Below are 24,041 nucleotides of genomic sequence, written 5' to 3' on the forward strand. Positions count from 1 at the left end.
CTCCCCTGGCCCAACTGCTCTTCGCCCAAGGCCGGGACTGTCCCGCCCCCGAGGAGGCGGCTGCCGGTTTCATCGACCCCGAGAAAGGGGTAGACAGCATTGAGGCCTCCCTCCAGGGAGCCAGCGATATCATCGCGGAGGAAATTTCTGACGACGCCGCCATCCGCAAGGAGCTGCGCTCGCTGTTCCTGCGCCGGGGTGTGGTGGTGTCCAAGGCGGCGGATAAGGAGCCGGAGGACACGGTGTATCGTCTCTACTATGACTTCAAGTGCCCGGTCAGCCGCATCCAGGGCTATCAGGTGCTGGCCATCAACCGGGGCGAGCGGGAGGACATTTTGAAGGTCTCGGTGGAGCTGGACGCGGAGACCGCCCACGTGGCGGTACGCCGCGCGGTGCTGGTCCCCGGCGCGCCCTCCATGGCCTTTGTCCGCGCCGCGGCCGACGACGCCTACGACCGTCTCATTGAGCCCTCTCTGGAGCGTGAGATCCGCAGCCACCTCACCGACCAGGCCAACGAGGGGGCCATCCACATGTTTGCCCTGAACCTCAAGCCCCTGCTCATGCAGCCCCCGGTCAAGGGCAAGGTGACCATGGGTCTGGACCCGGGCTACCGCATGGGATGTAAAGTCGCTGTGGTAGACGGCACGGGCAAGGTGCTGGATACGGCGGTGGTCTACCTCACCTATGGAGAGCGGCAGAAGCAGGAGGCCATCCAGAAGCTGTCCGCTCTGGTGAAGAAGCACCACGTGGAGCACATCGCCATCGGCAACGGCACCGCCAGCCGGGAGACCGAGAAGATGACGGTGGAGCTGATCCAGAAGCTGGGGGGCGGCGTGTCCTATATGATCGTCAGCGAGGCGGGAGCCAGCGTCTATTCCGCCAGTAAGCTGGCCGCTGAGGAGTTCCCCCAGTTTGACGTAAACCTCCGCAGCGCTGTATCCATCGCCCGGCGGCTCCAGGACCCCCTGGCCGAGCTGGTAAAGATTGACCCCAAGGCCATCGGCGTGGGCCAGTACCAGCACGACATGCCCCAGGCCCAGCTGGGCGAGGCCCTGGACGGGGTGGTGGAGGACTGCGTCAACGCGGTGGGTGTGGACGCCAACACCGCCTCTCCCTCCTGCAGCGGGTGTCCGGTCTCACCGCCACCACAGCAAAGAACGTGGTGAAATACCGGGAGGAAAACGGCGCCTTTACCACCCGCAAGCAGCTTTTGAAGGTGCCCAAGCTGGGCCCCAAGGCCTTTGAGCAGTGCGCCGGCTTTCTGCGGGTGCCCGAGAGCAAGAGCGTGTTGGATCACACCGGGGTCCACCCGGAGAGCTACGCCGCCGCCGAGAAGCTGCTGACCGCCTGCGGCTACACCCTGCAGGACGTGAGCAAGGGGGCCATCGGCGAGCTGAAGCAGCGGGCCGAGCAGAAAGGTCTGGAGAACCTGTCGGAGATCTGCGGGGCGGGTGTGCCCACCCTGGCCGACATCATCAAGGAGCTGATGAAGCCTGGCCGGGACCCCCGTGACGACCTGCCTCCCCCCATCCTCCGCACCGATGTGATGGAAGCCAAGGACCTGAAACCCGGCATGGAGCTCCAGGGCACGGTGCGCAACGTCATCGACTTTGGCGTATTCGTGGACATCGGCGTGCACCAGGACGGCCTGGTCCACATCAGCAAGCTGCCCCGGCGGGTGAAGCACCCCAGCGAGCTTTTGTCCGTAGGGGATGTGGTAACGGTGTGGGTTTTGTCGGTGGACGAGGGGAAAAAGCGTATCAGCCTCACCATGAAAAAGCCCGGCGAGGGATAACCTTCCACACCGGAGCCATAGAATGTGGAAAACCGGAAAGGAGAATCCGCTATGCCCGTCTTTGATCTCCACTGCGATACCCTCACCGCCTTTATGAGCCCTCTGCGCTGCCAGGACACCCTGGACGATCCCTGCTCCGCCTTTGCCCTGTCGAAAGTCCAGACCATCCCCTGGTGTCAGTGCTGCGCCGTCTTTGTCCCCGACGGTCTCACGCCCCAGGAGGCTCTGGGCTACTACCGCTATCACCGCCGCAGCTTCCAGCGGCAGCTTCTGGACCGCGCCTGTCAGGCCTCTGCCTGCACGACCGAGGATGACGTGACCGCCGCCTGGGAGCAAAAGAAAACCGCCCTGGTGCTGACGGTGGAAAACGGCTCCCTGCTGGGGGCTGGGCTGGAGCACGTGGAGGAGCTCCGCCGGGACGGGGTGCGGATGGTGACCCTCTCCTGGAACGGAGAGAACGCCCTGGGCTCCGGCCACGAGACCGACCACGGCCTCACCCCTCTGGGCAAGGAGGCGGTCCGGGCGCTGGAGGAGGCGGGCATTGTGGTGGACGTGTCCCACCTCAACGATGCTGGATTCCGGGACGTACTGGAGGCAGCTCAAAAACCGTTCGCCGCCTCCCACTCCAACGCCCGCGCCGTCTGTGCCCACCGTCGCAACCTGGAGGATTGGCAAATCCGGGAGATGGTGATACGAAACTGTATCATTGGTCTTAATTATTACAGCCCATTTTTACGCTCCGATGAAAATAACGCAGATTTTGACGATTTGTACCGCCACATCTGCCACTTCCTGGAATTAGGAGCCGAGAACTGTCTGGCTCTGGGCTCCGACTTTGATGGGGCTGACCTGCCCCCCTGTCTGGACGACTGCCGCAAGGTGCCCGTCCTGGGGGAGTACCTTCTGGACCGCGGTCTGAGCCATTCTCTGGTGGAAAAACTCTTTTGGAAAAACGCCCTGGATTTTGCCCAAAAAAATTGGCAGTAACGCCTTGCGCCCCCTTTTTCTTCCGAGTATACTGGAGAAAAAGGGGGCGATTTCTGTGCTGGATGAGCTGGACTTTTTGGAGGAGTACCAGGAGGACAACCGCATCGAGGCCAAGCGTGCCCAGGGCGGCCTGCCCCACAGCCTGTGGGAGACCTACTCCGCCTTTGCCAACACCCTGGGGGGTGTCATTCTGCTGGGTGTGGCGGAAGGGGCGGACAAATCTCTCTACTCCGTCCCCCTCTTTGACCCTCAGGAGCTGGTGGATGAGTTCTGGGACATGGTAAACGACCCCACCGTGGTCAACGCCAACATCCTCCAGCCGGAGGACGTGCAGATCTTCCGCAGCGGGAAAAACGACATCGTAGCTATCTTTGTCCCCCGTGCAGAGCAGAAATACCGCCCCGTCTACATCGGCGGCGACCCCTACGCCGGCACCTACTACCGCCGGGGTGAGGGGGACTGGCGCTGTCCCCGCCACGAGGTGGAGGCCATGCTGCAAGATCAAAAGGGATAAAAAAGGGATCTGCCCCGGGCAGATCCCTTTTTCTTATTGGTTGATGAGTTCCAGCAGCTCGGGGCCAATGTGGCCGTTGGCCGCCATCACGCTGCTGGGGCCGTCCAGAGTGAGGGGTGTGCCCTCCGCGGTGGTGATCATGCCTCCCGCCTCCCGGACCAGGAGCATCCCCGCTCCAAAGTCCCAGGGTTTCAGGCCACCCTCCACATAGCCGTCGATCCGCCCCGCCGCCACATAGCACAGGCAGATGGAGGCCGCGCCGATGCGCCGCACGTCGTGGCTGGCGTCATAGATGGCCCGCATCCAGGCAAAGGTGCGGTCGGCCAGGTGCCGCTCGCCGGGGTTGGTGCCCACGTCCACCAAGCTGTCACTGAGGTGCTGAGCCCCGCTGACGTGGATGGGCTGTCCGTTGCAGAAGGCTCCGTGTCCCTTTCGGGCGGTGAACAGTTCCCCGGCGTAGGGGTCGTGGATGAGGGCCATGGTCACTTCGCCCCCCTCGGCCAGGGCCAGAGAGACCGCACTGTGGCAGTAGCCGTGGATCAGGTTGGTGGTGCCATCCACCGGGTCCAGAATCCACACCGCACCGGACAGATCCACCTGGGAGTTGTCCTTCTCCTCTCCCATGAACTGCACCTCCGGGGCGATCTCCGCCAGCCGCTTCTGCAGCATGGTCTGCACCTCCAGGTCCACCTGGGTGACAAAGTCGGTGGCTCCCTTCTGACGGATATGTCCCGCCATATCCCGCCGAGCAAAAAGCTCTCCCGCCTCCCGCACCGCCTGGGACGCCTGCTCCAACAATTTCTCTGTATCCAACGCCATGACCGTCTCCTCCTCGTCTATGCCGGATTCCCGTATGGTTTTCGTGGTCATTATAGCACGTCCCCCTTCTGAGAAAAAGAGGACAAACCGCATATTTCTTCCGGTTTTCGGGCATGCTGGCAAAAAAGGAGGCGGTCATCCTTGGACATCAGCAAGCAGGAATACAATCAGCTTATTCAGGCTCACGCCCGTCCCTCTCCCCTGGTGCGGGATATGCTGTGGGCTTTCTTTGTGGGGGGCGCCATCTGCACCCTGGGGCAGGTGCTGCGCAATCTGTATGAGAGGCTGGGGCTTTCCGGGGACGACGCAGGCACCGCCGTATCGGTGACCCTCATCTTCCTCTCCGCCCTGCTCACCGGCCTGGGTCTTTTTGACAAGCTGGCCAAGCACGCAGGGGCTGGCACCCTGGTCCCCATCACCGGCTTTGCCAACGCCATGGTCTCTCCCGCCCTGGAATTTAAGAGTGAGGGCTATATCACCGGCACCGCCGCCAAGCTCTTTGTAGTGGCTGGACCGGTGCTGGTATTCGGGATCAGTGCCAGCGTGATCTATGGTCTCATCTGCTTTTTCTTTGGTCTTTGATTTTGTTCTGTGCAGAACCAACAAAAATTCTCCCTTTTCACCGGGGGCGTCTTGTGCTAAAATGGGTATAGTTTATTTCCCCTGGAAAGAAAGGAAGATGTTTATGTGGGCGGAAAATAGTGTGTTTTACCAGATCTACCCCCTGGGCTTCTGCGGAGCCCCAAAGGAGAATGACGGCGTCACCGTCAACCGCATCGGCAAAATCGCCGATTGGGCGGACCATATCCAAAAGCTGGGGGCAGATGCGGTATACCTCTCCCCCATTTTTGAAAGTGACCGCCACGGCTACGACACCCGGGACTACCGGAAGATCGACTGCCGCCTGGGCACCAACGAGGACTTCGCCAAGGTGTGTGAGACCCTTCACGCCCATGGCATCCGGGTGGTGCTGGACGGCGTGTTCAACCACGTGGGCCGCGGCTTCTGGGCCTTTAAGGACGTGCAGGAGAAGAAGTGGGACTCCCCCTACAAGGACTGGTTCCACATCCACTTTGACGGCAACTCCAACTACAACGACGGTTTCTGGTATGAGGGCTGGGAGGGCCACTTTGAGCTGGTAAAGCTCAATCTCCGCAACCCCGCCGTGGTGGACTATCTGCTGGACTGCGTGCGCTCCTGGGTGGAGGAATACGACATCGACGGCCTGCGCCTGGACGTGGCCTACTGCCTGGACCACGACTTTCTGCGCCGTCTGCGCCAGTTTACCAACGGACTGAAACCGGAATTTTTCCTGGTGGGTGAGACCCTTCATGGGGACTACAACCAGTGGGTCAACGACCAGATGCTCCACAGCTGCACCAACTATGAGTGCTACAAGGGCCTCTACTCCAGCCTCAACTCTATGAACCTCTTTGAGATCGTCCACAGCTTGAAGCGCCAGTTTGGCCCGGAAAACTGGACCCTCTACAAGGGCAAGCATCTGCTGTGCTTCTGCGATAACCACGACGTGACCCGGGTGGCCAGCATCCTGCAGGAGCCCCGCCATCTGCCCCTCATTTACGGACTGATGTTCGGTATGCCCGGCATCCCCTGCCTGTATTACGGCAGCGAATGGGGCGCCAAGGGAGAGAAACGGCCCGGCAGCGACGACGAGCTGCGCCCCTGCTTTGAGGCGCCCGAGTGGAACGAGCTCACCGACCTCATCGCCGCCATGGCCAAGGCCCACCGGGAGAGCGACGCCCTGTGCCATGGCGACTTCCAGGACGTGGTACTCACCAACCGCCAGACCATCTTCCAGCGTCAGACCGACAAAGAGCGGGTACTGGTGGCCATCAACGCCGACTCCCAGCCCTATGTGGCCCACTTCAACGCAAACTGCGGCCGGGCGGTGGATCTCATCACCGGCAAGGACCACGACTTCGGCGGCGGCAGCGAGCTGCCCCCCTACTCGGTGGCCTTCTGGAAGTGCGAGCGCTGAGTTTTTACCTGTCTTCCGCGGATGCCGGACACGCTCCGGCATCCGCGGATTTTTCTTCCATTTAACAAAATCGCCCTCAACTTTTTAACCTGGCTGTGGTATACTGAAATGGAATATGGATACCGTGCCCTCCACTGGGAACGGCACGTGTGTGGATCGAAAGAAAGAGGGATCACTGTATGCCGAAAATCGTGGATACCCGCTATACCCAGGACCGTGAACTGTCCTGGCTGCGGTTTAACGAACGTGTGCTGGAGGAGGCCAAGGACGAGAGCGTGCCTCTTATGGAGCGGCTGAAATTTGCCGCCATCTTTACCAGCAACCTGGACGAGTTCTTTATGATCCGGGTAGGCTCTCTGTGCGACCTGACCCTGGTGAAGGAGCCCCACTTTGACGCCCGTACCGGTCAGACTCCCGACCAGCAGCTCTCCGCCATCTACCAGGCGGTCACCCCCCTGTACAAAATGCGGGACAAAGTAGTGGATCAGCTGGAAAAGCGGCTGCGCACCTGCAACATCTGCCGTATGACCATGGACGAGATGGACACCAAGGAGCGCAAGCAGGTGGAAAACTGGTTCCGGGACGAGCTGCAGCCCATCCTCTCTCCCCAGGTGGTGGATTCCCGCCACCCCTTCCCCCACCTGTCCAATAAGGTACTTAACATCGTGCTGCGGCTGCAAAGCGATGATCAGGAGGCCCTGGGTCTCATTCCCATCCCCCAGAGCCTGCCCCCCTATTTTGTTCTGCGGGAGCGTGGGGTGCGGTACATCCTCACCGAGGACGTACTGCTGGAGTACGCCAAAAAGCTCTTCCCCACCTTCAGCGTCCAGGGCAAGGCGGTCTGCTCCGTCACCCGCAACGCCGACATCAGCCCTGAGGACGAGGCCTATGACGTGGACGAGGACTACCGTCAGCACATGCGCAAGATTGTGAAAAAGCGCAACCGTCTGGCTCCGGTGCGTCTGGAGATCCAGAGCAGCACCCGGGACGAGAAGGCCATTGAATTTTTGTGCAGCAAGCTCAAACTCACCCGGGAGCAGGTCTTTTTCTCCAAATGCCCCCTGCGCATGAACTACGTCTTCTCTTTGGAGGGGCTGCTGCCCCCGGAGAGCAAATCCGCCCTGTGCTACCCTCCCTACACTCCCCGCTTCCCCGCCTGTCTGCGGCCCGACGAGAAGATCCTGCCCCAGATTCTGCGCCACGACGCCCTGCTGTTCTACCCCTTCGAGTCTATGGACCCCTTCCTCCATCTGGTGCGTGAGGCGTCCTCCGACCCCAACGTGATCTCCATCAAGATCACCATCTACCGTCTGGCCTCCAAGGCCAAGCTGGCCGAGTACCTGTGCGCCGCCGCCGAAAACGGCAAGGAGGTCACCGTCCTCATGGAGCTGCGCGCCCGCTTTGACGAGCAGAACAACATCCAGTGGGCCGAGCGCATGGAGGAGGCGGGCTGCACCATCCTCTACGGCACAGAGGGGTTCAAGGTCCACTCCAAGATCTGCCTCATTACCCGCCGGGAGCGTGGAAAGATCCAGTACATCACCCAGGTGGGTACCGGCAACTACAACGAAAAGACCGCCAAGCAGTACACCGACCTGTGCCTGATGACCGCCCGGCCCGAGCTGGGCGAGGACGCGGCCGTGCTCTTCCGGAACATGGCCATCGCCAACCTGAACGGTGACTACAAGCAGCTGCTGGTTTCCCCCTTCCAGCTGCGGGACAAGGTGATGGAGCTCATGGACCGGGAGATCAAAAAGGGTCCCGAGGGCTACATCTTCCTGAAACTCAATTCCATCACCGACCGCAAGCTCATCGACAAGCTGGCCCAGGCTTCTCAGGCCGGGGTGGAGGTAGTCATGAACGTGCGGGGCATCTGCTGCATCCGTCCCGGCATTCCCGGACTCACCGACCACATCACCATCTTCTCCATTGTGGGCCGCTATCTGGAGCACACCCGCATCTACCGGTTTGGCCGGGGAGACAACGCCGATCTGTTCATCTCCTCTGCCGACTTTATGACCCGGAACACGGAGCGCCGGGTGGAGGTGGCCTGCCCCGTGCTGGACCCCCAGGTGCGCCGCTCCATCTTCCATATCTGCGACGTGCTGGTGTCCGACAACGTCAAGGCCCGCCAGCTTGGCCCCGACGGACAGTGGAGTCCCCGCAAGACCGGCGCCGCTCCCTGCTCCAGCCAGGATGTGTTCCTGGAGGAGGGTATGGGCACCACCTACCAGGAGCCCGCTGCCCGGCCTGCCAAGCGCAAGAAGGGTCTGCTGAGCCGTCTGTTCAAAAAATAAATCTTGTTTCTGCCTGCCGCGTCCGCCGCGGCAGGCTTTTTTTGTATTTTTTCCCGAAAAGGCAAAGACTTCCCCGGAAAAATCCACAATTCCCCGCCGGCTTTGCGTTTGAAAAATCTGCCTTGGCAGCCTTGGAATCTCCGTCCTGTTTGCGCCGGAAAAAAACCGTCCATACTGTCTAAGGCGGCGAAGATGCCGCGCAAAATTGACATGGGGGTGAAATTTTGCAGGAAAAATCAAAACAAACGCCCGGACACCGGCGTCTGGGCAGCGGTGTGTGGACGGCGGCAGTCTGTCTGCTGCTGGTACTGACCCTGTCGGGGGACCGGGCTCTGGCCGCCCCGGCCTGGGACGCCGCCGCCTGCGCCGGCTCGGTGGAGATCGGCGACACGGTCATTCCCCTGGGCCGGGCGGTGGGTATTAAGCTCTTTTCTGACGGTGTGGTGGTTACCGGCTTGTCCGATGTGGAGTCCTCCGGCGGTACTGTGTCCCCCGGACGGACCGGCGGTCTGCGGGCAGGCGATGTAATCACCCACATCAACGGCCAGGAGGTCAACACCATTGAGGGCGTCCAGGCCCTGCTGGCCCAGCAGCAGGGGCAGCCTCTCACCCTCCAGGTCCAGCGGGAGAATCAGTCTCTCCAGCTCAGCGTCCAACCGGTCCAAAACCAGGACGGCGACTATCAACTGGGGGTCTGGCTGCGGGACTCCATGGCGGGCATCGGCACTCTTACCTTCTATGATCCCCAGTCCGGCGTGTTTGCCGCTCTGGGCCACGGGATCAGCGATGTGGACACGGCCATCCTCATGCCCCTGGAAACCGGGAGCATCATGAAGGCCACGGTGTCTGACGTCAAGAAGGGGTTAAGCGGTGAGCCGGGAGAGCTGCACGGCGTGTTTGATCTCCAGCATGACCTGGGTACCCTGTACGCCAACACCCAGCAGGGTATCTTCGGCACCCTGGATGACAAGGCGCTGGTGCAAAACGGCCAGGGCGTGGAGATCGCCTCCCGGGACCAGGTGCACACCGGCAAGGCCACCATTCTCTCCAATATTGCCGGCGACCAGGTGGAGGAGTATGAGATCGAGATTCTGACCCTCTATCCAGAGAGCAGCGGTGACACCCGCAACCTCATGATCCAGGTCACCGATCCCCGCCTGCTGGAAACGACCGGAGGAATTGTCCAGGGAATGTCTGGAAGTCCTATTCTCCAGGACGGGCGGCTTGTGGGCGCGGTCACCCACGTTCTCATCAATGAGCCCTCCCGGGGCTACGGAATTTTGGCAGAAAATATGGTAAAAACCGCCCAAAGCAGCGCAAAAGCCGCCTGACAGATTTAAAAAAGCACAGCCGCCCCGGATGGGAAACGCCCCGATCCGGGGCGGTATTTCTGTTCTCTTTGTGCCGTTTTTTCCTGCAAACGTCGAACTTTGTCGAAAGATGTCGAACTTTTGTTTACCATTTTTTGGTAAAAATATCTTGCGCATACTGTCTGATTATGGTACATTTTATTTGACCGTTTCAGTGTGTGTAACGGTCAGAATGCAAGCCTTGCAAAGAAGGGAGTTTACATTCATGGAAGCAACCGTATCACTGTTGGTAGCGGACGCCAACGAGGAGTACCGGCATCAATTTATCGAGATGCTCCAGGCCGAACCGGACCTACAGGTGGTGGGAGAGACCGGGGACGGACTGGTCCTGCTGGACCAACTGAAGACACTGCGCCCTGACGTAGTGGTGATGGAGATCGTCCTGGGCGGCATCGACGGTATTGAGGTGCTGGAACGGCTGTCTCAGATGGAGCTGGACTACCGTCCCAAGATCCTGATCCTGTCCAGCTATGCCCGGGGCGGAATGGCTGACCTGGCCGCTTCTCTGGGGGCCGATCACTACATGTCCAAGCCCTGCCGGCCCAACGCCGTATGTCAGCGCATCCGCCAGCTAGCGGCTTTTGCCGCGGTCCCTAGTAATTCACAGGAGTCAGCCCGCTCCTTGGAGGCCATGGTCACCTCCATTATCCACGAGGTGGGCGTACCCGCTCACATCAAGGGCTACCAGTATCTCCGGGAGGCCATCATCCTGGCGGTGGAGGATATGGACGTCATTAACGCGGTGACCAAGGTCCTCTATCCGGAAGTGGCCAAGCGCTTTGGCACCACCGCCTCCCGGGTGGAGCGTGCCATACGCCATGCCATCGAAGTGGCCTGGGACCGGGGCGACCTGGAAACCCTGCAAAAATACTTCGGCTACACTGTTTCAAACGTAAAAGGCAAACCTACCAACTCGGAATTTATTGCCATGATTGCCGACCGCCTTCAGCTTCAGCGCCGGGAAGGCTGATCGAAAACGCCGGCGCTTACCCATAAGTATATCCCAACCCCCGTATCCTATGTAGTAGAAATGAGCAGAATCATGATAGTATCCCCTCCAGACGGACCTTTGAGCTGTATCTCTATGGTCCGTCTTTTTTTGCCCTTCTGGATTTTTCTGTCTCCATTTGCTATAATAAGACGAAAAGCGGCCCAGTCAGCCGGGCCGCTTTTTCCATTCCCATTGATACAAAAGGAGCGATATGTATGACTATTGAGTATACCCCCCGCGGGGTTTGTTCCCGTTTCTTCTCCATCAAGGTGGAGGACGGCATCATTCAGTCCGTGCAGATCATCGGCGGGTGTGACGGCAATCTTCAGGGCATCTCCCGTCTGATTGAGGGCATGAAGGTGGAAGACGCCATCGCCCGCATGGAGGGTATTCGCTGCGGCGGCAAACCCACCTCCTGCCCCGACCAGATCGCCAAGGCCCTGCATACCGCACTGCCTCAGGCCTGAGTGGTCTTTTCCGGCTGTCCGTGGAGCAGCGCCTGCCGCTTGAGCCAGGGGATCTTCCGCCAATAAAACAGCACCGTCACCACCGGCGGGATCAGGTCGGAGATGGGCTCGGCAAAGAAGATCGCCATAGCCCCAAAGGCGGCAGGAAGGATAAAGATGGCCACAAAATACACCAGCTTACGGAAGGCAGACAGGGGCAGGGAGTAGCGCATCATGCCCATCCCGGTCAGCCCGTCCACGATCACATACTGCACACCCAGGGGCACAATGCCCATGGAGGTGATGCGGATGGCGGTGACCGCCAGGGCGGACACCTGTACATCGGGGGTGAAGATGCGGGTAAAGGGGGCGGCAAACAGCTGCCCCACCAGGCACAGCACCCCGGTGTACGCCACCGCGATGATCAGGATGTACTTCTGGGCCTCCAGGATACGCTTGGGCTGTCCCGCTCCCAGGTTGTAGCCCAGAATGGAGGCAGTCCCTCCTGTCATGCCGCCCAGAGGCATGGTGACCACCAGCATGAAGCTCTGGGAAATGGTGGCCGCTGCCACCAGCAGATCGCCCTGGCTCTCTCCGCCGTAGCGCTGGAGCAGGGCGTTGAGGACAATGATCATCAGGTTATCCACCGCAATGATCAGGAAGGGCGTCAAACCGGTAAGCAAAATGCGGCCCATCAGCCATGGACGGTAACCGCCAAAGGAGATCCCCACCTGGGGTGCCGGTCCAAACAGGAAGTGGAGCACAAACAGACAGCTGCACAGCTGGCTGAGCACGGTGGCGATCGCCGCTCCCTTGACTCCCATCTTCAGCCCGAAGATAAACAGCGGGTCCAGCACGATGTTCATCACCGCGCCCAAAATTACCGACTGCATTCCCTTTTGGGCAAAGCCCTGGCAGATGACAAACTGGTTCATGCCCGTGGACAGCAGTGCAAAGACGGTACCCGTCAGATACCAGGAGTAGTACTCCATGGCATAGGGCAGAGTCTCAGGGCTGGCGCCGAACAGCATCAAGGCGGGCCGGCGAGTGGCGTAAGCCACCCCCATCAGCGCCAGGGACATGACGATCAGCAGCAAAAAGGCGTTGGCCACAATCTGTTTGGCCTGCTCCCGCCGCCCTTCGCCCAGGCGGATGCTCACCAAGGGTGAGCCTCCTACACCCACCCAGAAGGCTACCGACCCCAGCATGGTCACAATGGGTCCGCACACCCCTGCGCCCGCCAGAGCGAGACTGCCCACCTCCGGGATGTTTCCGATGTAGATTCGGTCCACCACGCTGTACAGCACGCTGACAAACTGGGCCAGCATGCTGGGAATGGCAATACGCAGCACCAGCGGGCGGATTGGATCGTTTCTCAGATCATTTTCCACTCTCATGGTCTATTTTCTCTCCCATTTCTCACACATTTTGCCGGTTTTCCGGCCAAGCAGCGGATATTATAGCACGCAGTTTCCAGACTGTAAAGCCGCCCGTCCATTCTTCCGGACCGGGGCGGAATTTTTTTGCCTTCCCCCCTTGACAGCTGTGTATATGGCATATATACTGTGCATATAGTATATATACACTATAACGGAAGGAAGGCCGCAAACTCCGTCCGACCCATGCGCAGGGCAGACAGGGGCGGGCGGTTTATATGGTGCGCCAAATGGATATCATTCTCAGCAACTCCAGTGGAAAACCCATCTACGAACAAATCTCGGACCAAGTGAAAAGTCAGATCCTGTCCGGCACGCTGGCGGAAGGGGACGCTCTGCCCTCCATGCGTCTGCTGGCCAAGGAGCTGCACATCTCGGTCATCACCACCAAGCGGGCCTATGAGGAGCTGGAACGGGAGGGGTTCTTACAGAACATCCCGGGAAAAGGCTGCTTTGTGGCCCCCCAAAACCGGGAACTGCTGCGGGAAGCCCAGCTGCGCCGGGTGGAGGAGTTTCTCTCCCTGGCTGTGGACGAGGCCCGAAAGGGCGGCTTCACCCTGGAAGAGCTTACGGAAATGCTCAACATATTGTATCAAGGTGAATGATTATGACAAACAGTATTAAAATATCCGGCCTTTGCAAGTCCTACGGCGACTTTGCCCTGGACCACATCGATCTGAAGCTCCCCGGCGGGTCCATCATGGGCCTCATCGGAGAAAACGGCGCGGGTAAAACCACCACCATCAAGTGCATCCTGAATCTGATCCGCCGGGACGCAGGCACCATCACTCTTATGGGCTATGACAACATCGCCCAGGAGCAGCAGGCCAAGGCGGAGGTGGGCGTGGTGCTGGACGAGTGCTACTTCCACGACACCCTGCGCCCCACAGACATCCACACCATTCTCTCCCGGGTCTATGAGAATTGGGATAAAGCGCTCTTTGCCTCCTGCCTGAAAAAGTTTCAGCTGCCTGAGTGCAAATATGTCAAAGAGTTCTCCCGGGGCATGAAGATGAAGCTATCCCTGGCCGCCGCACTGGCCCACCACCCCAAGCTGCTGATTCTGGACGAGGCCACCGCCGGACTGGACCCGGTGGTGCGGGACGAGATCCTGGATGAGTTTCTGAACTTTATCCAGGACGAGGAGCACTCCATTCTCATCTCCAGCCACATCACCAGTGACCTGGAGAAGGTTGCCGACTATATCACCTATCTCCACCAGGGGAAGGTAGTCCTCTCGGAGGCCAAAGACGTGATTCAGGACAGCTACGGCCGCCTGGGCTGTACCGCCGCCGACCTGCTGACCGTTGATTCCAAGGACCTGGTACGGGTGCGGAAGGGCTCCTACGGCTGCGAGGCTCTGGTGAGTGACCGGGCCGCCTTCCGTAAAAAATACCCCCAGCTGATGGTGGAGCCCATCTCCCTGGAGGACATCATGCTCTTCATTGGAAAGGGGGAGTCAGTATGACCGGCCTCATCGTCAAGGATTTTCTGGTCATGCGGAAATCCATCAAAACTTACATTCTGTTTCTGCTGTTCTATTTTGTCATGGCGGCCTTAGGGATTTTTCCGATCTCATTCATCACCGCCATGGTGCAGATCATCATTATGATGCTGCCCCTGAGCGCCTTCTCCTATGATGAGCTGTCCAAGTGGGACCGGTACGCCTTCTCTCTGCCTCTGAGCCGCCGGGCTGTGGCGGGTGCCCGCTATCTCTTCGCTCTGATCCTCACCCTGTTTGCCGCCCTGTTCGGCCTGGTGACCTGCCTGATCTTGTCCCTGGCTTTTCATGACTCCAAGCTGGTGGAAAACTGCATGACGATCATGGTCTCTCTGGGCCTGGGCCTTCTCTACTGCGACATCTTACTTCCCCTGACCTATAAGCTGGGACCGGAGCGCGCCCGTCCCTACTTCTACCTGGTCATCTTCCTGCCCATCGTTCTTCTGGTGGGAGCCTCTAAACTTGGGCTGCTGGATGGACTCTCTTTCCTGGAACAGATCCCTGAATCTACCGCCATCGCATTTGTTCTTCTGCTTCCCCTCCTGCCTCTGCTGGGGATGGGGGTGTCCTATCTCATCTCCTGCCGCATCCTGGAACACAAAGAGTTTTAAGGGGCCCGGCCGGTTTTCCCTTGCACCCCGCTCCCCCTTCGTGCTACAATGTGATTAGAGATATTCGGGAGAGGAAGTGTGTTCTATGACCGCTCATCAGGCCATCAAGGAACTCAAGCAAGTCCGGCAGTACTGCACCGCCAGCGCCATCCCCGCTATCGACTACGCCATCCAGGTGCTTCAGGGCCTGGCCGAGCGTGAGAAGAAGCTGGAGGAGGAAAAGAAGCACCAGCCCTGCGGCCCTGCCGCCGAGAAAATCCCCGATTAACCAACAAAAGGCCCCATCCTTTCGGATGGGGCCTTTCCTTATTCTATGGAATATTTCTTAGTCCTCCACACCGTCGCCGTGGGTACGCATGAAGAACAGGAAGCCCAGCACCAGCACAACGCCCACAGGCAGAGCCAGCAGACCGGGAGCGCCGAAGTGGATCAGCAGACCGGCCAGCACATAGCTGAAGCAGGAGATCGCGGCACAGGCGGTGGCATAGGGCAGCTGAGTCGCCACGTGGTTGACGTGGTCACACTGCGCACCGGCAGAGGCCATAATGGTGGTGTCGGAGATGGGGGAGCAGTGGTCGCCGCACACAGCACCGGCCATGCAGGCGGACACACAGACCACACCCATGGGGTCGTTCAGGGGGAAGATGGCCAGGGTGATGGGGATCAGGATGCCGAAGGTACCCCAGCTGGTGCCGGTGGCAAAGGCCAGCAGGCAACCGATGACAAACACGATGGCGGGCAGGAACAGAGCAAAGCCCTTGGCATACTCATTGACCACATACTCCACGAAGGCGGTAGCGCCAAGGGAGTCAGTCATGGCCTTCAGAGACCAGGCAAAGGTCAGGATCATGATGGCGGGCACCATGGCCTTGAAGCCCTCGGGGATGCAGCCCATCATGTCACGGAAGGACATAGAGCGGCGGATGGAGTAGAAGATCAGGGTGAAAATGAGGCCGAAGGCGGAACCCAGCATCAGGCCAATGGAAGCGTCGGAGTTGGAGAAGGCGTCCACAAAGTTAGTGCCGGAGAAGAAGCCGCCGGAGTAGATCATACCGATCACGCAGCAGACCACCAGCACAATGATAGGCAGCACCAGGTCAATGACCTTGCCCTTGCTGTCGTCGGCGTCCTCCTCGATGAGGCCGGCATAGGGGTTGGAACCGGAGAACAGGTCGCCGGTCTTGATGGCGTTGCGCTCATACTTGAGCATGGGGCCAAACTCCACCTTCATAACCACCATGGAAATCATCATCACGATGGTCAGCAGGGCGTAGAAGTTATAGGGGATGGCCTTGATGAACAGAGCCAGGCCCTGGCCGTCCTCCACGAAGCCGGAGACGGCGGCGGCCCAGGAGCTGATGGGGGCGATGATACACACGGGGGCAGCGGTGGCGTCGATGAGGTAGGCCAGCTTCACGCGGGAGACGTTGTGCTTGTCGGTGATGGGACGCATCACGGAACCCACGGTGAGGCAGTTGAAGTAGTCATCGATGAAGATGAGCACACCCAGCAGAATGGCAGCCAGCTGCGCGCCCACACGGCTCTTGATGTTCTCGGAGGCCCAGCGGCCGAAGGCGGCGGAGCCGCCCGCCTTGTTCATTAGGCACACCATGGAGCCCAGGATAACCAGGAAGATCAGGATGCCCACGTTGTAGCTGTCAGACAGCACCGAGGCGATGCCGTCCTCAAAGACGTGAAGGACGGTGCCCTCGAAGGAGAAGTTGGAGTAAAGCAAGCCGCCCACCAGGATACCGATAAACAGGGAGGAGTAAACCTCCTTGGTGATCAGAGCCAGGGCAATGGCGATGACAGGGGGCAGCAGGGCAAAAGCGGTAGCGTAGAAGTTGCTGGCCGCGGGGACCACACCTTCGCCGCCGCAGGTGGCGCATACGTTGGTCCCTTCACAGACAGCGCAGGCGGGGTCGGTGCCGTAGCACTCCATGCAGATGCCGTAGCCCTGGCAGGCAGAGCACTCCACGGTGGGGCGGCTTCCGCCCTCTCCGGCGGCAAAGGCCACGCTCATCAGGGTCAGAACCAGGATCAGCGCCAGCACGATCCGGCCCAACCAGCGTCGGTTCATTCTCATAGTTCTCATTTCCCTCCAAAAATTAGTTCCACCGGGACGACCAACACACACGACATCTCTCCCGGTGCGCTTGCGCAACAAAAAACCATGAACGCGAAGCGCGCCCATGGCAAAACCGGATGTCCTCTTTCCGCAGAAAACCGCGGCAAGAGGACCTCTGGATAGCGCTCCACAAAAGTGACAGTCCGCAGGATCTTATCCCGCGGCCCAGGTCCGCCGCCCAGGCAGGCGGTGGGGACCTTCGGCGGTTCACCCTCTCCTCCGGAACGGCTGCCTGGCCTTGTCCCGGAGTACGCATGAGAACCGCGCCTCTATCCCTTTTATTTGATTGGGTGTATCCTACCATGCTCCAGGGGGAATGTCAAGGCTGATTCCCGTTTTTCCCCCTAAATCCCCGTTTATTTGGGCACTTTCTCCATCATGAAAAAGGTAAATGTGCCGGTGACCACCAGTTTGCCCTGATCGTTGTACAACTCCACCTGGATGACCGACAGGGTGCGTCCCTCCTTTTTCGGGGTGGCAATGCAGGTGATGCGCTTGCCGCTGGCCGGACGGAGAAACTCCATACTGCTGCTGGCGGTGACACAGCGCCGTCCGGTGGCACAGGCACAGCTGCCCCCCACTGTGTCCGCCAGAGTAGCCAGCGCTCCGCCGTGGACCATGCCGTGGGGGTTGATGCTGTCCGGTCCCACCTCCAGCACGCCCTCCGCCCGGCCGGGCTCCACTTTGGTGACGTAGATCCCGTTCTCATAGGAGAACTGATGGGGCTGATTGACCACACTGGAGATAGGCTGAATTTTTTCTAAGGGTTCCATCAAACTTCCTCCTGAAATTTGCTCAAATTGACACCATAGTAGCACAAACCGGCCCGCCCGGCAAGGCTGCGTTCCCCTTTTCCCTCCCACGGCATAGGATGGGGAGAAATCCCACATGTTTGGAGGCAGAACCATGAAGCAGAAAACACCTGGGCTCACGCTGGAGCCCTTTGACCAGGACACCTTCCAGCGGGTGTGGCGCAGAGTCATGCCAGACCAGGACCTGAGTCCCATCCAGCCCACCGTCCCCGCCTTCTCCCCCGACTCTCCCGGCACGCCGGAGATCCCCACACCCCCAGTCTCGCCCTGTCCCCCCCAGACCTCTCCACCTGCCTGCCTGTGCCCGGATTCTGAGAGCTACGCCCCCTGTCTGGAACAGCTGATGGAGGACACCTGTGCCCTCTCCCGGGCCTATCAGAACACTGCACGGCGCTGCGGCGGGCGCACCGCCCGACTGCTCAGCAGTCTCCTACCCAGCCTGGGTCAGGACCACCGGCGGCTGTGCGCGGCCTATTTCCTCATCACCGGGGAGCGCTACACCCCCGCCTCTCAGGCCGTTCCCCTGTCCGGAGCCGCTCCCTGGCAGCTGCGCAGTCTCTTTTTGCTGGAGCAGCAGCGGGCCGCCAAACTGTCCGACTACGCCGCAGGCACTTCGGGCGACCCCTGTCTGCGGGAGCTGTTCCGGGAGCTGGAGCACGCCGCCCGGCTGCGGGCAGGGCGCATCCGCGCACTGCTGGAGCAGATGTGACGCACCTTGACTACCCTTCTTCCCCTGGGGTAAACTAAGGAAAACAGGCCCTCGGGCCGGAAAGAGGGTAGCAACATGGCACAGCTGCGGGAGTTTACCTATCCGTCCAGCGACGGCGTCCACACCATCCACGCCCAGGAGTGGGTCCCCCAGGGCCCGCTCCGTGGCGTGGTGCAAATCGTCCACGGAGTTGCGGAGCATATAGGCCGCTATGAGGGGGCTGCCGCTTTTCTGGCAGAGCACGGCTATCTGGTGTGCGGCGAGGACCACCTGGGCCACGGCAAGACTGCCGGCCAGGGCGAGGAGGGCTTTTTCGGGGAGAAGGACGGCTGGTCCATGGTGATCCGTGACGTGGCCGCCCTGCGAAAGCTCCAGGGAGAGAAGTACCCGGACCAGCCCTATTTCCTTCTGGGCCACTCCATGGGCTCGTTTCTCACCCGCACCTACCTCATCAACTACCCCGGCACCCTCACCGGGGTCATTCTGTCCGGCACCGGACAGGAGAGCGCTCCCCTGGTTGCCCTGGGCAGGTGGCTGGCCGGGGTGGAGCGCCGCCGCCTGGGTCACCGGGGCATCAGCCCCCTGGTGGACAAGCTATCTTTGGGGGCCTACAACCGGAAATTCGCCCCCAACCGCACCGGTGCTGACTGGATCTCCCGGGATGAGGCCCAGGTGGATGCCTACCTGGCCGACCCCTACTGCCAGTATCAGTCCACCGTGTCCATGTTTGAGGCCATGATGGGCGGCCTTCAGTATATCGCCAAAAGGGAGAACCTGGCCCGTATGGACCCCAGCACCCCGGTTTACTTCTTCTCCGGCGACCAGGACCCGGTGGGCGGCATGGGCAAGGGGGTAAAAAAAGTGGTGGAGATGTTCCGCCAGGCCGGGTGCCGGGACGTGACGCTCCGCCTCTACCCCGGCGGCCGCCACGAGATGTTCCATGAACTCAATGCCCCGGAGGTGCTGGACGACCTGCTCTCCTGGCTGGAGGAACACCGCGGAAACGCTTGACGGAGCCCGCCCTCCGGTTTACAATCGGAGGGAAGAAACAAAGGAGGGGTTTTCGTGACCTATCAGGAAGTTCTGGCCGCCGCCCGCACCTGCAGCGGCCCCTATTGCAAGGCCTGTCCGGTGTGCAACGGCAAGGCCTGCGGCAGCACTATGCCCGGCCCCGGCTCCAAGGGAACCGGCACCGTGGCGGTGCGCAACTACCAAGCCTGGCAGGAGATCTGCCTCAACATGGACACCATCTGTGAAAACGGTCCGGTGGACACCAAATTCAACTTTTTCGGTCAGGAGTACGACCTGCCCGTCTTTGCCGGCCCGGTGGGCGCGGTAAACCTCCATTACGGAGATAAGTACAACGATCTGGAGTACAACAATATCCTGGTTCCCGCCTGCGCCCAGGCCGGCATCGCCGCCTTCACCGGCGACGGCACCAACCCTGAGGTCTTTACTGCGGCCGCCGCCGCCATCGGCGCCAACGGCGGCAAGGGTATTCCCACCGTGAAGCCCTGGGACCGTGACACCCTGTATGCCAAGCTGGACGCCGCCAAGGCCTCCGGCGCCAAGGTGTTCGCTATGGACATCGACGCGGCAGGCCTGCCCTTCCTGAAGGGCCTCAATCCCCCCGCCGGCTCCAAGACGGTAGCCGAGCTGCGGGAAATCATTGAGTACGTAAAGGTGCCCTTTATCATCAAGGGCATTATGACCGTGAAGGGCGCTCAGAAGGCGCTGGAGGCGGGAGCCGCCGGCATCGTGGTCTCCAACCACGGCGGCCGCGTTCAGGACGGCGTCCCTGCCACCGCCAGTGTGCTGCCCGCCATCGCCCAGGCTGTAAAGGGCCAGATGGTGGTGCTGGTGGACGGCGGCATCCGTACCGGCGTGGATGTGTGCAAGGCTCTGGCTCTGGGCGCTGATGCCTGCATCCTGGCCCGGCCCTATGTCACCGCCGTCTACGGCGGCCAGGCCGAGGGCGTGAAGGTGCTTACCGACAAGCTCAAGGGCGAGCTCCAGGACACCATGGCCATGTGCGGAGTCCATAGTCTGAGTGAGATCTCCGGCGATATGATCTTCCGGGGCTGATCGCCCCTCCTTTTACCGGCGTGGGATTCCCCGCGCCGGTTTTTTGCCCCTTTGGTTGACATTGTAGACCATCTAGGATATAATAGGTCTACAAAGTAAACCAGTATAGGAGGCGACGGCATGGAACAGACGCTCACCCACAGCGAGTGGTATGTGATGGACTGCCTGTGGCAGCACAGTCCCAGCACCGTGATGGAGCTGGTCACCGCCCTGCACCAAAAGGTAGGCTGGGCCAAGAGCACCACCATCACCACCCTGCGGCGCATGGAGGACAAGGGTCTGGTGACGGTGGAGGTACATGGCCGCACCAAGTACTACACCCCCGCTCTGGAGCGGGATAAGGCGGTGCGCCGGGAAACCCGCTCCTTTCTGGACCGGGTATACCAGGGCAGTGTAGGGCTGATGGTATCCGCCATGGCCAGTGAGAAAGCCCTCAGTCAGGAGGAAATCGACGCCCTGTATGCCATTTTGAAGGAGGCGGAGAAGCAATGAACACCCTGCTGCAATGGTTTGTGACCTCGTCGGTGCTCATTTTGGCGGTGCTGGCTCTGCGCCGCCTGCTGGGCGGGCGCATCTCTCCCCGGGTGAAGTACGCCTTGTGGGGGGTGGTGCTGCTGCGGCTGCTGGTACCCTTCCAGATTCCCATGCCCAACCTGCCCACAGCGGCGGACCTGACTCCGGAGCCCACCTCCCTCACCCAGACCACCATCCCCATTCTGCCCTCCTCCTACTCCATGGAGGAAGTGGAGGCGGGCCAGGCCCCCAATCTGTATCTTAACGACCAGGGACAGGTCCACACCGCCAACAGTACCGGGACGGTAAAGCCCTCCGCCGACGGACAGCGGGCGGTGTTTTCCCTGGTATGGCTCTCCCCCGCCCAGCTTCTGCTGGGGGTGTGGGGTGCAGGCGCGGTCATCCTCGCCCTGGTGCTGCTGGGCTCCAACCTGCGCTTTTCTGCAAAGCTGCGCCGCAGGAGAACTTCTCTGGACCTGGATGACTGCCCACTGCCGGTGTATACCGTAGAGTCGCTGCCCTCGCCCTGCCTGTTTGGGCTCTTCCGCCCCTGCATCTACCTCACACCCCAGCTGACGTTAGACTCTCCCACCCGCGCCCATGTTTTGGCCCATGAGCTGACCCACTACCGCCAAAAGGACCACATCTGGTCTGCCCTGCGGTGTTTGGCTCTGGCACTGCACTGGTATAACCCCCTGGTGTGGCTGGCGGTGGCACTGTCCAAGCGGGATGGGGAACTCTCCTGCGACGCCGGGGCAGTCAAGGCCCTGGGAGATGAGGAACGCATCCCTTACGGCCGCACTCTAGTCTCTCTGGTTGCTCAGCGGAGCCTGCGTCCAGAGGATCTGCTGTCCTGCTCCACCTCCATGGTAGAGGGGAAGGGGAGCATCCAGGAGCGCGTCGCCCAGCTGGTCAAGCACCCGAAGGCCAAAAAGACGGCCCTCGCTGCAGCAGTGGTCCTGCTGGCCCTGGCGGCGGTATTTACCTTTGGGGGCAGCCAAAACCAGCCGGAGGATGTCAGCCAAGACGGCGATACCTCCTATTGGGATCAGGTCGAAAATGCTCAATCTATCCGCTATTCTCCCCCTCTTTACTCCAGCGCAGCTTTCCCGGATGCGATTGCCGATGCCGATCTTTTGGAGGAAGCAAAAACACTGCTGAGTCAGGCCAAAGCCCCTGATTCTTCCACACTGGATGCCGACTGGACAGAGCCGCTTTTTTCTGCCTCTACCATTGCTCTGGTGAACTCGGATAACAGCATGTCCCGCTATTACCTGTGCAACTTGGATGGACGCGACTACCTGGTTACCCCCGCCCAGCTGAACGCAGAGAAATACACCCCGGTGGCCGTGTTCTCCCAGGACGCTGGCGTAGTAGAGTCCGCTCTGGCCGCTCTGGCTCAGCAGCAGAGCGAGCGCAACGCCAGCACCTGGCGCGTGGAGTACCCGGAATTTAAAAATCAGCTGACCGAGTTGTTTTTGAGTGTGGAGGAATGTGTGCTCCTCAACCAGAGCGAGGACTATGACATGGAAGAGTGGCTGACCAAATACACCTCCTTCTACGAAATCGTCCACGGTGTTCCCTGGTGGCTGGAGGATGCCCCCGAGGGTTGGTATGCCCGGGCCATGGACGCGGGAAGCTGGTATACCATCGTCATCCCCGACTCCATCGTCTCTCAGGTCCAGGCCATCTGCGAGGAGCAGGCCCGATACCCAGAACAGGATTTCTTCTACTCCGTGTTGTATCATGCGGACACAGTCCGGGTTCCCGTGGAGCCTGGAGCGTGGGACCAGATCAAAGACCAGGAGACGGTATCCGCCCTAGCTAACCTTTTCTTGGAGAACCTTACCGTGCCAACCTCCAACTGGCAGCCTGAGCGGGTCTCTGCAAAAGACCAATACCCCTTTACATTTATCACTCCTGGCAGTCAGTGGGTCGAGTTTTATCTCTCTGAGGCGGAAGATGGATACCTGCTGGCTCTGGGTCGTTCGGACGGAGTGTGGGAAAGTGCTCTCCCTGTGCTTGCCCGGATTTCTAAAGATACCATGCAGCAGATCACCCAAACGGTGGAGACCTGGCGTGAAACCCAGCCCGGCTCAGCCAGTTATCCTGCCAATGTGGATACCCTGCGCACCATGGCCAACCTTCAGGCTTCAGACATTCAAACCATTACCTTTATAGGCGCTCCTGCCGCAGACAGTTGGATCCAATCCCTGGACAAAACCGCTCTGGCTGAGCTGATCCGCCAGGCTTCCAAGCAGCCGCTCCTTGCCCCTTCGGAGTATCCCAATGACGAGGCTGGTCTGGATTACGCCCTGTGGAGTCTGGAACTTCGGCTCTCCTCCGGCCAAACCCTGACCCTCATGGCAGGAAGAGAGAAAAATGTGGTCAGTCTCACCGAAACCGCCCGTTTGACCAACTGCGCGGAGCTCTATGACCTCATACGCGAAGGGGTTGACAGTGGCCAGCAGATCGCTGTCACGGACCAGGCCGTTCTGGATACGATGGAGCAGGTTCTGGAAGAAGAGCTGAAAAAGGCCCGCACCCTTCCTGAAACCTCCGACTTTGGTGCGGTCTATCAAAGCGCTCAGCTCACCTCCCTTCATCGCCTGGCCTCTTTTGACAACCTGGTGGACGGGAGCACAGTAAATATCTACGGCTATGATTTCGGCTTTGTGTTGGACGATCTGTTACATGCCCCCTGGGCCGGAGGTCCCTGGGTGGATGGACAGCTGCGTTATCATCCAGACATGGGCTACCAGCACCTCATCACCGTGGAGCAAAATGGAAAAGTTGTCCAGTATGTCACCACAACCAGCGACTTCCCCCTGGACCCGGAGAGCTATGCAGCTTCTACACAATCTCAACTCTCCCTGGGTGAATACGCAGCCCTCCTGCTGGGCTTGAAAGGCTAACGGCCTGTAAGGACCCCCGGCGGCATTGTGCCGCGGGGGGGTTTGTGCATTCCGCCAATTTACTTTTTTACTTTATTTCATTAAAAATTGTTCTTCCAAGGCAGAAATGCACA

21 protein-coding genes, 1 pseudogene and 1 riboswitch are annotated in these 24,041 nt (G+C 60.2%); of the genes and pseudogenes, 18 read left to right on the forward strand and 4 right to left on the reverse strand.

Annotation, left to right across the window (positions count from 1 at the left end; translation table 11 throughout):
• From ACLTXB_RS08050 to ACLTXB_RS08060, 3 genes and pseudogenes are all read left to right on the forward strand, one after another.
• Positions 1 to 1,795: pseudogene (locus ACLTXB_RS08050) on the forward strand (helix-hairpin-helix domain-containing protein); the annotation flags it as partial.
• 51 nt (positions 1,796 to 1,846) lie between these two features.
• Positions 1,847 to 2,782, forward strand: coding sequence for a dipeptidase (locus ACLTXB_RS08055; RefSeq protein WP_428226595.1), 936 nt, complete (start codon positions 1,847 to 1,849; stop codon positions 2,780 to 2,782).
• Positions 2,783 to 2,837: 55 nt separating this feature from the next.
• Positions 2,838 to 3,296: an AlbA family DNA-binding domain-containing protein gene (locus ACLTXB_RS08060; protein ID WP_428226596.1), complete on the forward strand. Its 459-nt coding sequence runs from the start codon at positions 2,838 to 2,840 to the stop codon at positions 3,294 to 3,296.
• Positions 3,297 to 3,329: 33 nt separating this feature from the next.
• Here ACLTXB_RS08060 and ACLTXB_RS08065 read toward each other — a convergent pair whose 3' ends face one another.
• The gene (locus tag ACLTXB_RS08065; protein ID WP_428226597.1) at positions 3,330 to 4,166 is read right to left on the reverse strand and encodes an inositol monophosphatase family protein; all 837 of its coding nucleotides are present in this window, start codon (positions 4,164 to 4,166) and stop codon (positions 3,330 to 3,332) included.
• A 90-nt stretch (positions 4,167 to 4,256) separates the two neighbouring features.
• On the opposite strand from ACLTXB_RS08065, the gene spoVAC reads away from it, so the two are divergent.
• From spoVAC to ACLTXB_RS08095, 6 genes are all read left to right on the forward strand, one after another.
• A complete protein-coding gene (gene spoVAC, locus ACLTXB_RS08070) occupies positions 4,257 to 4,697 on the forward strand; it encodes a stage V sporulation protein AC (protein WP_428226598.1) in 441 nt (146 codons plus the stop codon).
• Between the two features lie 103 nt (positions 4,698 to 4,800).
• The gene (locus ACLTXB_RS08075; RefSeq protein ID WP_428226599.1) at positions 4,801 to 6,114 is read left to right on the forward strand and encodes an alpha-amylase family glycosyl hydrolase; all 1,314 of its coding nucleotides are present in this window, start codon (positions 4,801 to 4,803) and stop codon (positions 6,112 to 6,114) included.
• A gap of 179 nt (positions 6,115 to 6,293) precedes the next feature.
• The gene (gene ppk1, locus ACLTXB_RS08080; RefSeq protein WP_428226600.1) at positions 6,294 to 8,411 is read left to right on the forward strand and encodes a polyphosphate kinase 1; all 2,118 of its coding nucleotides are present in this window, start codon (positions 6,294 to 6,296) and stop codon (positions 8,409 to 8,411) included.
• Between the two features lie 224 nt (positions 8,412 to 8,635).
• Positions 8,636 to 9,742: a SpoIVB peptidase gene (gene spoIVB, locus ACLTXB_RS08085; protein ID WP_428226601.1), complete on the forward strand. Its 1,107-nt coding sequence runs from the start codon at positions 8,636 to 8,638 to the stop codon at positions 9,740 to 9,742.
• Between the two features lie 244 nt (positions 9,743 to 9,986).
• Entirely contained in the window at positions 9,987 to 10,751 is a 765-nt protein-coding gene (gene spo0A, locus ACLTXB_RS08090; protein ID WP_020989880.1) for a sporulation transcription factor Spo0A, read from the forward strand.
• 236 nt (positions 10,752 to 10,987) lie between these two features.
• On the forward strand, positions 10,988 to 11,239 hold the full coding sequence (locus ACLTXB_RS08095) for a TIGR03905 family TSCPD domain-containing protein (protein WP_428226602.1): 252 nt from the start codon (positions 10,988 to 10,990) through the stop codon (positions 11,237 to 11,239).
• On the opposite strand, the gene ACLTXB_RS08100 is transcribed toward ACLTXB_RS08095, so the two are convergent.
• Positions 11,230 to 12,615, reverse strand: a complete 1,386-nt coding sequence (locus ACLTXB_RS08100; protein ID WP_008981560.1) for an MATE family efflux transporter — start codon at positions 12,613 to 12,615, stop codon at positions 11,230 to 11,232. The two genes, ACLTXB_RS08095 and ACLTXB_RS08100, sit on opposite strands and share 10 nt — an antisense overlap.
• Positions 12,616 to 12,884: 269 nt before the next feature.
• Between ACLTXB_RS08100 and ACLTXB_RS08105 the strand changes: the two genes are divergently transcribed.
• The 4 genes from ACLTXB_RS08105 to ACLTXB_RS08120 all read left to right on the forward strand — a co-directional run bounded on the left by ACLTXB_RS08105 (position 12,885) and on the right by ACLTXB_RS08120 (position 15,034).
• On the forward strand, positions 12,885 to 13,259 hold the full coding sequence (locus ACLTXB_RS08105; RefSeq protein WP_040649881.1) for a GntR family transcriptional regulator: 375 nt from the start codon (positions 12,885 to 12,887) through the stop codon (positions 13,257 to 13,259).
• A gap of 2 nt (positions 13,260 to 13,261) precedes the next feature.
• A complete protein-coding gene (locus ACLTXB_RS08110) occupies positions 13,262 to 14,122 on the forward strand; it encodes an ABC transporter ATP-binding protein (protein ID WP_428226603.1) in 861 nt (286 codons plus the stop codon).
• Positions 14,119 to 14,766, forward strand: a complete 648-nt coding sequence (locus ACLTXB_RS08115) for an ABC-2 transporter permease (protein ID WP_428226604.1) — start codon at positions 14,119 to 14,121, stop codon at positions 14,764 to 14,766. Before ACLTXB_RS08110 ends, ACLTXB_RS08115 begins: the two co-directional genes overlap by 4 nt.
• An 85-nt stretch (positions 14,767 to 14,851) precedes the next feature.
• Positions 14,852 to 15,034, forward strand: coding sequence for a hypothetical protein (locus tag ACLTXB_RS08120; protein WP_008981556.1), 183 nt, complete (start codon positions 14,852 to 14,854; stop codon positions 15,032 to 15,034).
• Between the two features lie 57 nt (positions 15,035 to 15,091).
• Here the strand turns inward: ACLTXB_RS08120 and ACLTXB_RS08125 are convergent, their stop codons facing one another.
• On the reverse strand, positions 15,092 to 16,846 hold the full coding sequence (locus ACLTXB_RS08125) for a Na+/H+ antiporter NhaC family protein (protein ID WP_110442059.1): 1,755 nt from the start codon (positions 16,844 to 16,846) through the stop codon (positions 15,092 to 15,094).
• 160 nt (positions 16,847 to 17,006) lie between these two features.
• A riboswitch (Lysine riboswitch) is annotated at positions 17,007 to 17,174 on the reverse strand.
• A gap of 76 nt (positions 17,175 to 17,250) precedes the next feature.
• A complete protein-coding gene (locus tag ACLTXB_RS08130; RefSeq protein WP_008981554.1) occupies positions 17,251 to 17,667 on the reverse strand; it encodes a PaaI family thioesterase in 417 nt (138 codons plus the stop codon).
• 133 nt (positions 17,668 to 17,800) lie between these two features.
• On the opposite strand from ACLTXB_RS08130, the gene ACLTXB_RS08135 reads away from it, so the two are divergent.
• The 5 genes from ACLTXB_RS08135 (at position 17,801) to ACLTXB_RS08155 (ending at position 23,928) form a co-directional block, all read left to right on the forward strand.
• Positions 17,801 to 18,415: a hypothetical protein gene (locus ACLTXB_RS08135; RefSeq protein ID WP_428226605.1), complete on the forward strand. Its 615-nt coding sequence runs from the start codon at positions 17,801 to 17,803 to the stop codon at positions 18,413 to 18,415.
• 75 nt (positions 18,416 to 18,490) lie between these two features.
• Positions 18,491 to 19,426, forward strand: a complete 936-nt coding sequence (locus ACLTXB_RS08140) for an alpha/beta hydrolase (protein ID WP_428226606.1) — start codon at positions 18,491 to 18,493, stop codon at positions 19,424 to 19,426.
• A gap of 54 nt (positions 19,427 to 19,480) precedes the next feature.
• The gene (locus ACLTXB_RS08145) at positions 19,481 to 20,500 is read left to right on the forward strand and encodes an alpha-hydroxy-acid oxidizing protein (protein ID WP_008981551.1); all 1,020 of its coding nucleotides are present in this window, start codon (positions 19,481 to 19,483) and stop codon (positions 20,498 to 20,500) included.
• A 120-nt stretch (positions 20,501 to 20,620) separates the two neighbouring features.
• Positions 20,621 to 20,992: a BlaI/MecI/CopY family transcriptional regulator gene (locus tag ACLTXB_RS08150; RefSeq protein ID WP_428226607.1), complete on the forward strand. Its 372-nt coding sequence runs from the start codon at positions 20,621 to 20,623 to the stop codon at positions 20,990 to 20,992.
• The gene (locus ACLTXB_RS08155) at positions 20,989 to 23,928 is read left to right on the forward strand and encodes a M56 family metallopeptidase (RefSeq protein ID WP_428226608.1); all 2,940 of its coding nucleotides are present in this window, start codon (positions 20,989 to 20,991) and stop codon (positions 23,926 to 23,928) included. The genes ACLTXB_RS08150 and ACLTXB_RS08155 overlap by 4 nt, the downstream gene beginning before the upstream one ends.
• Positions 23,929 to 24,041 lie beyond the last annotated feature (113 nt).

The sequence above is a fragment of the Flintibacter sp. genome (assembly GCF_046973065.1).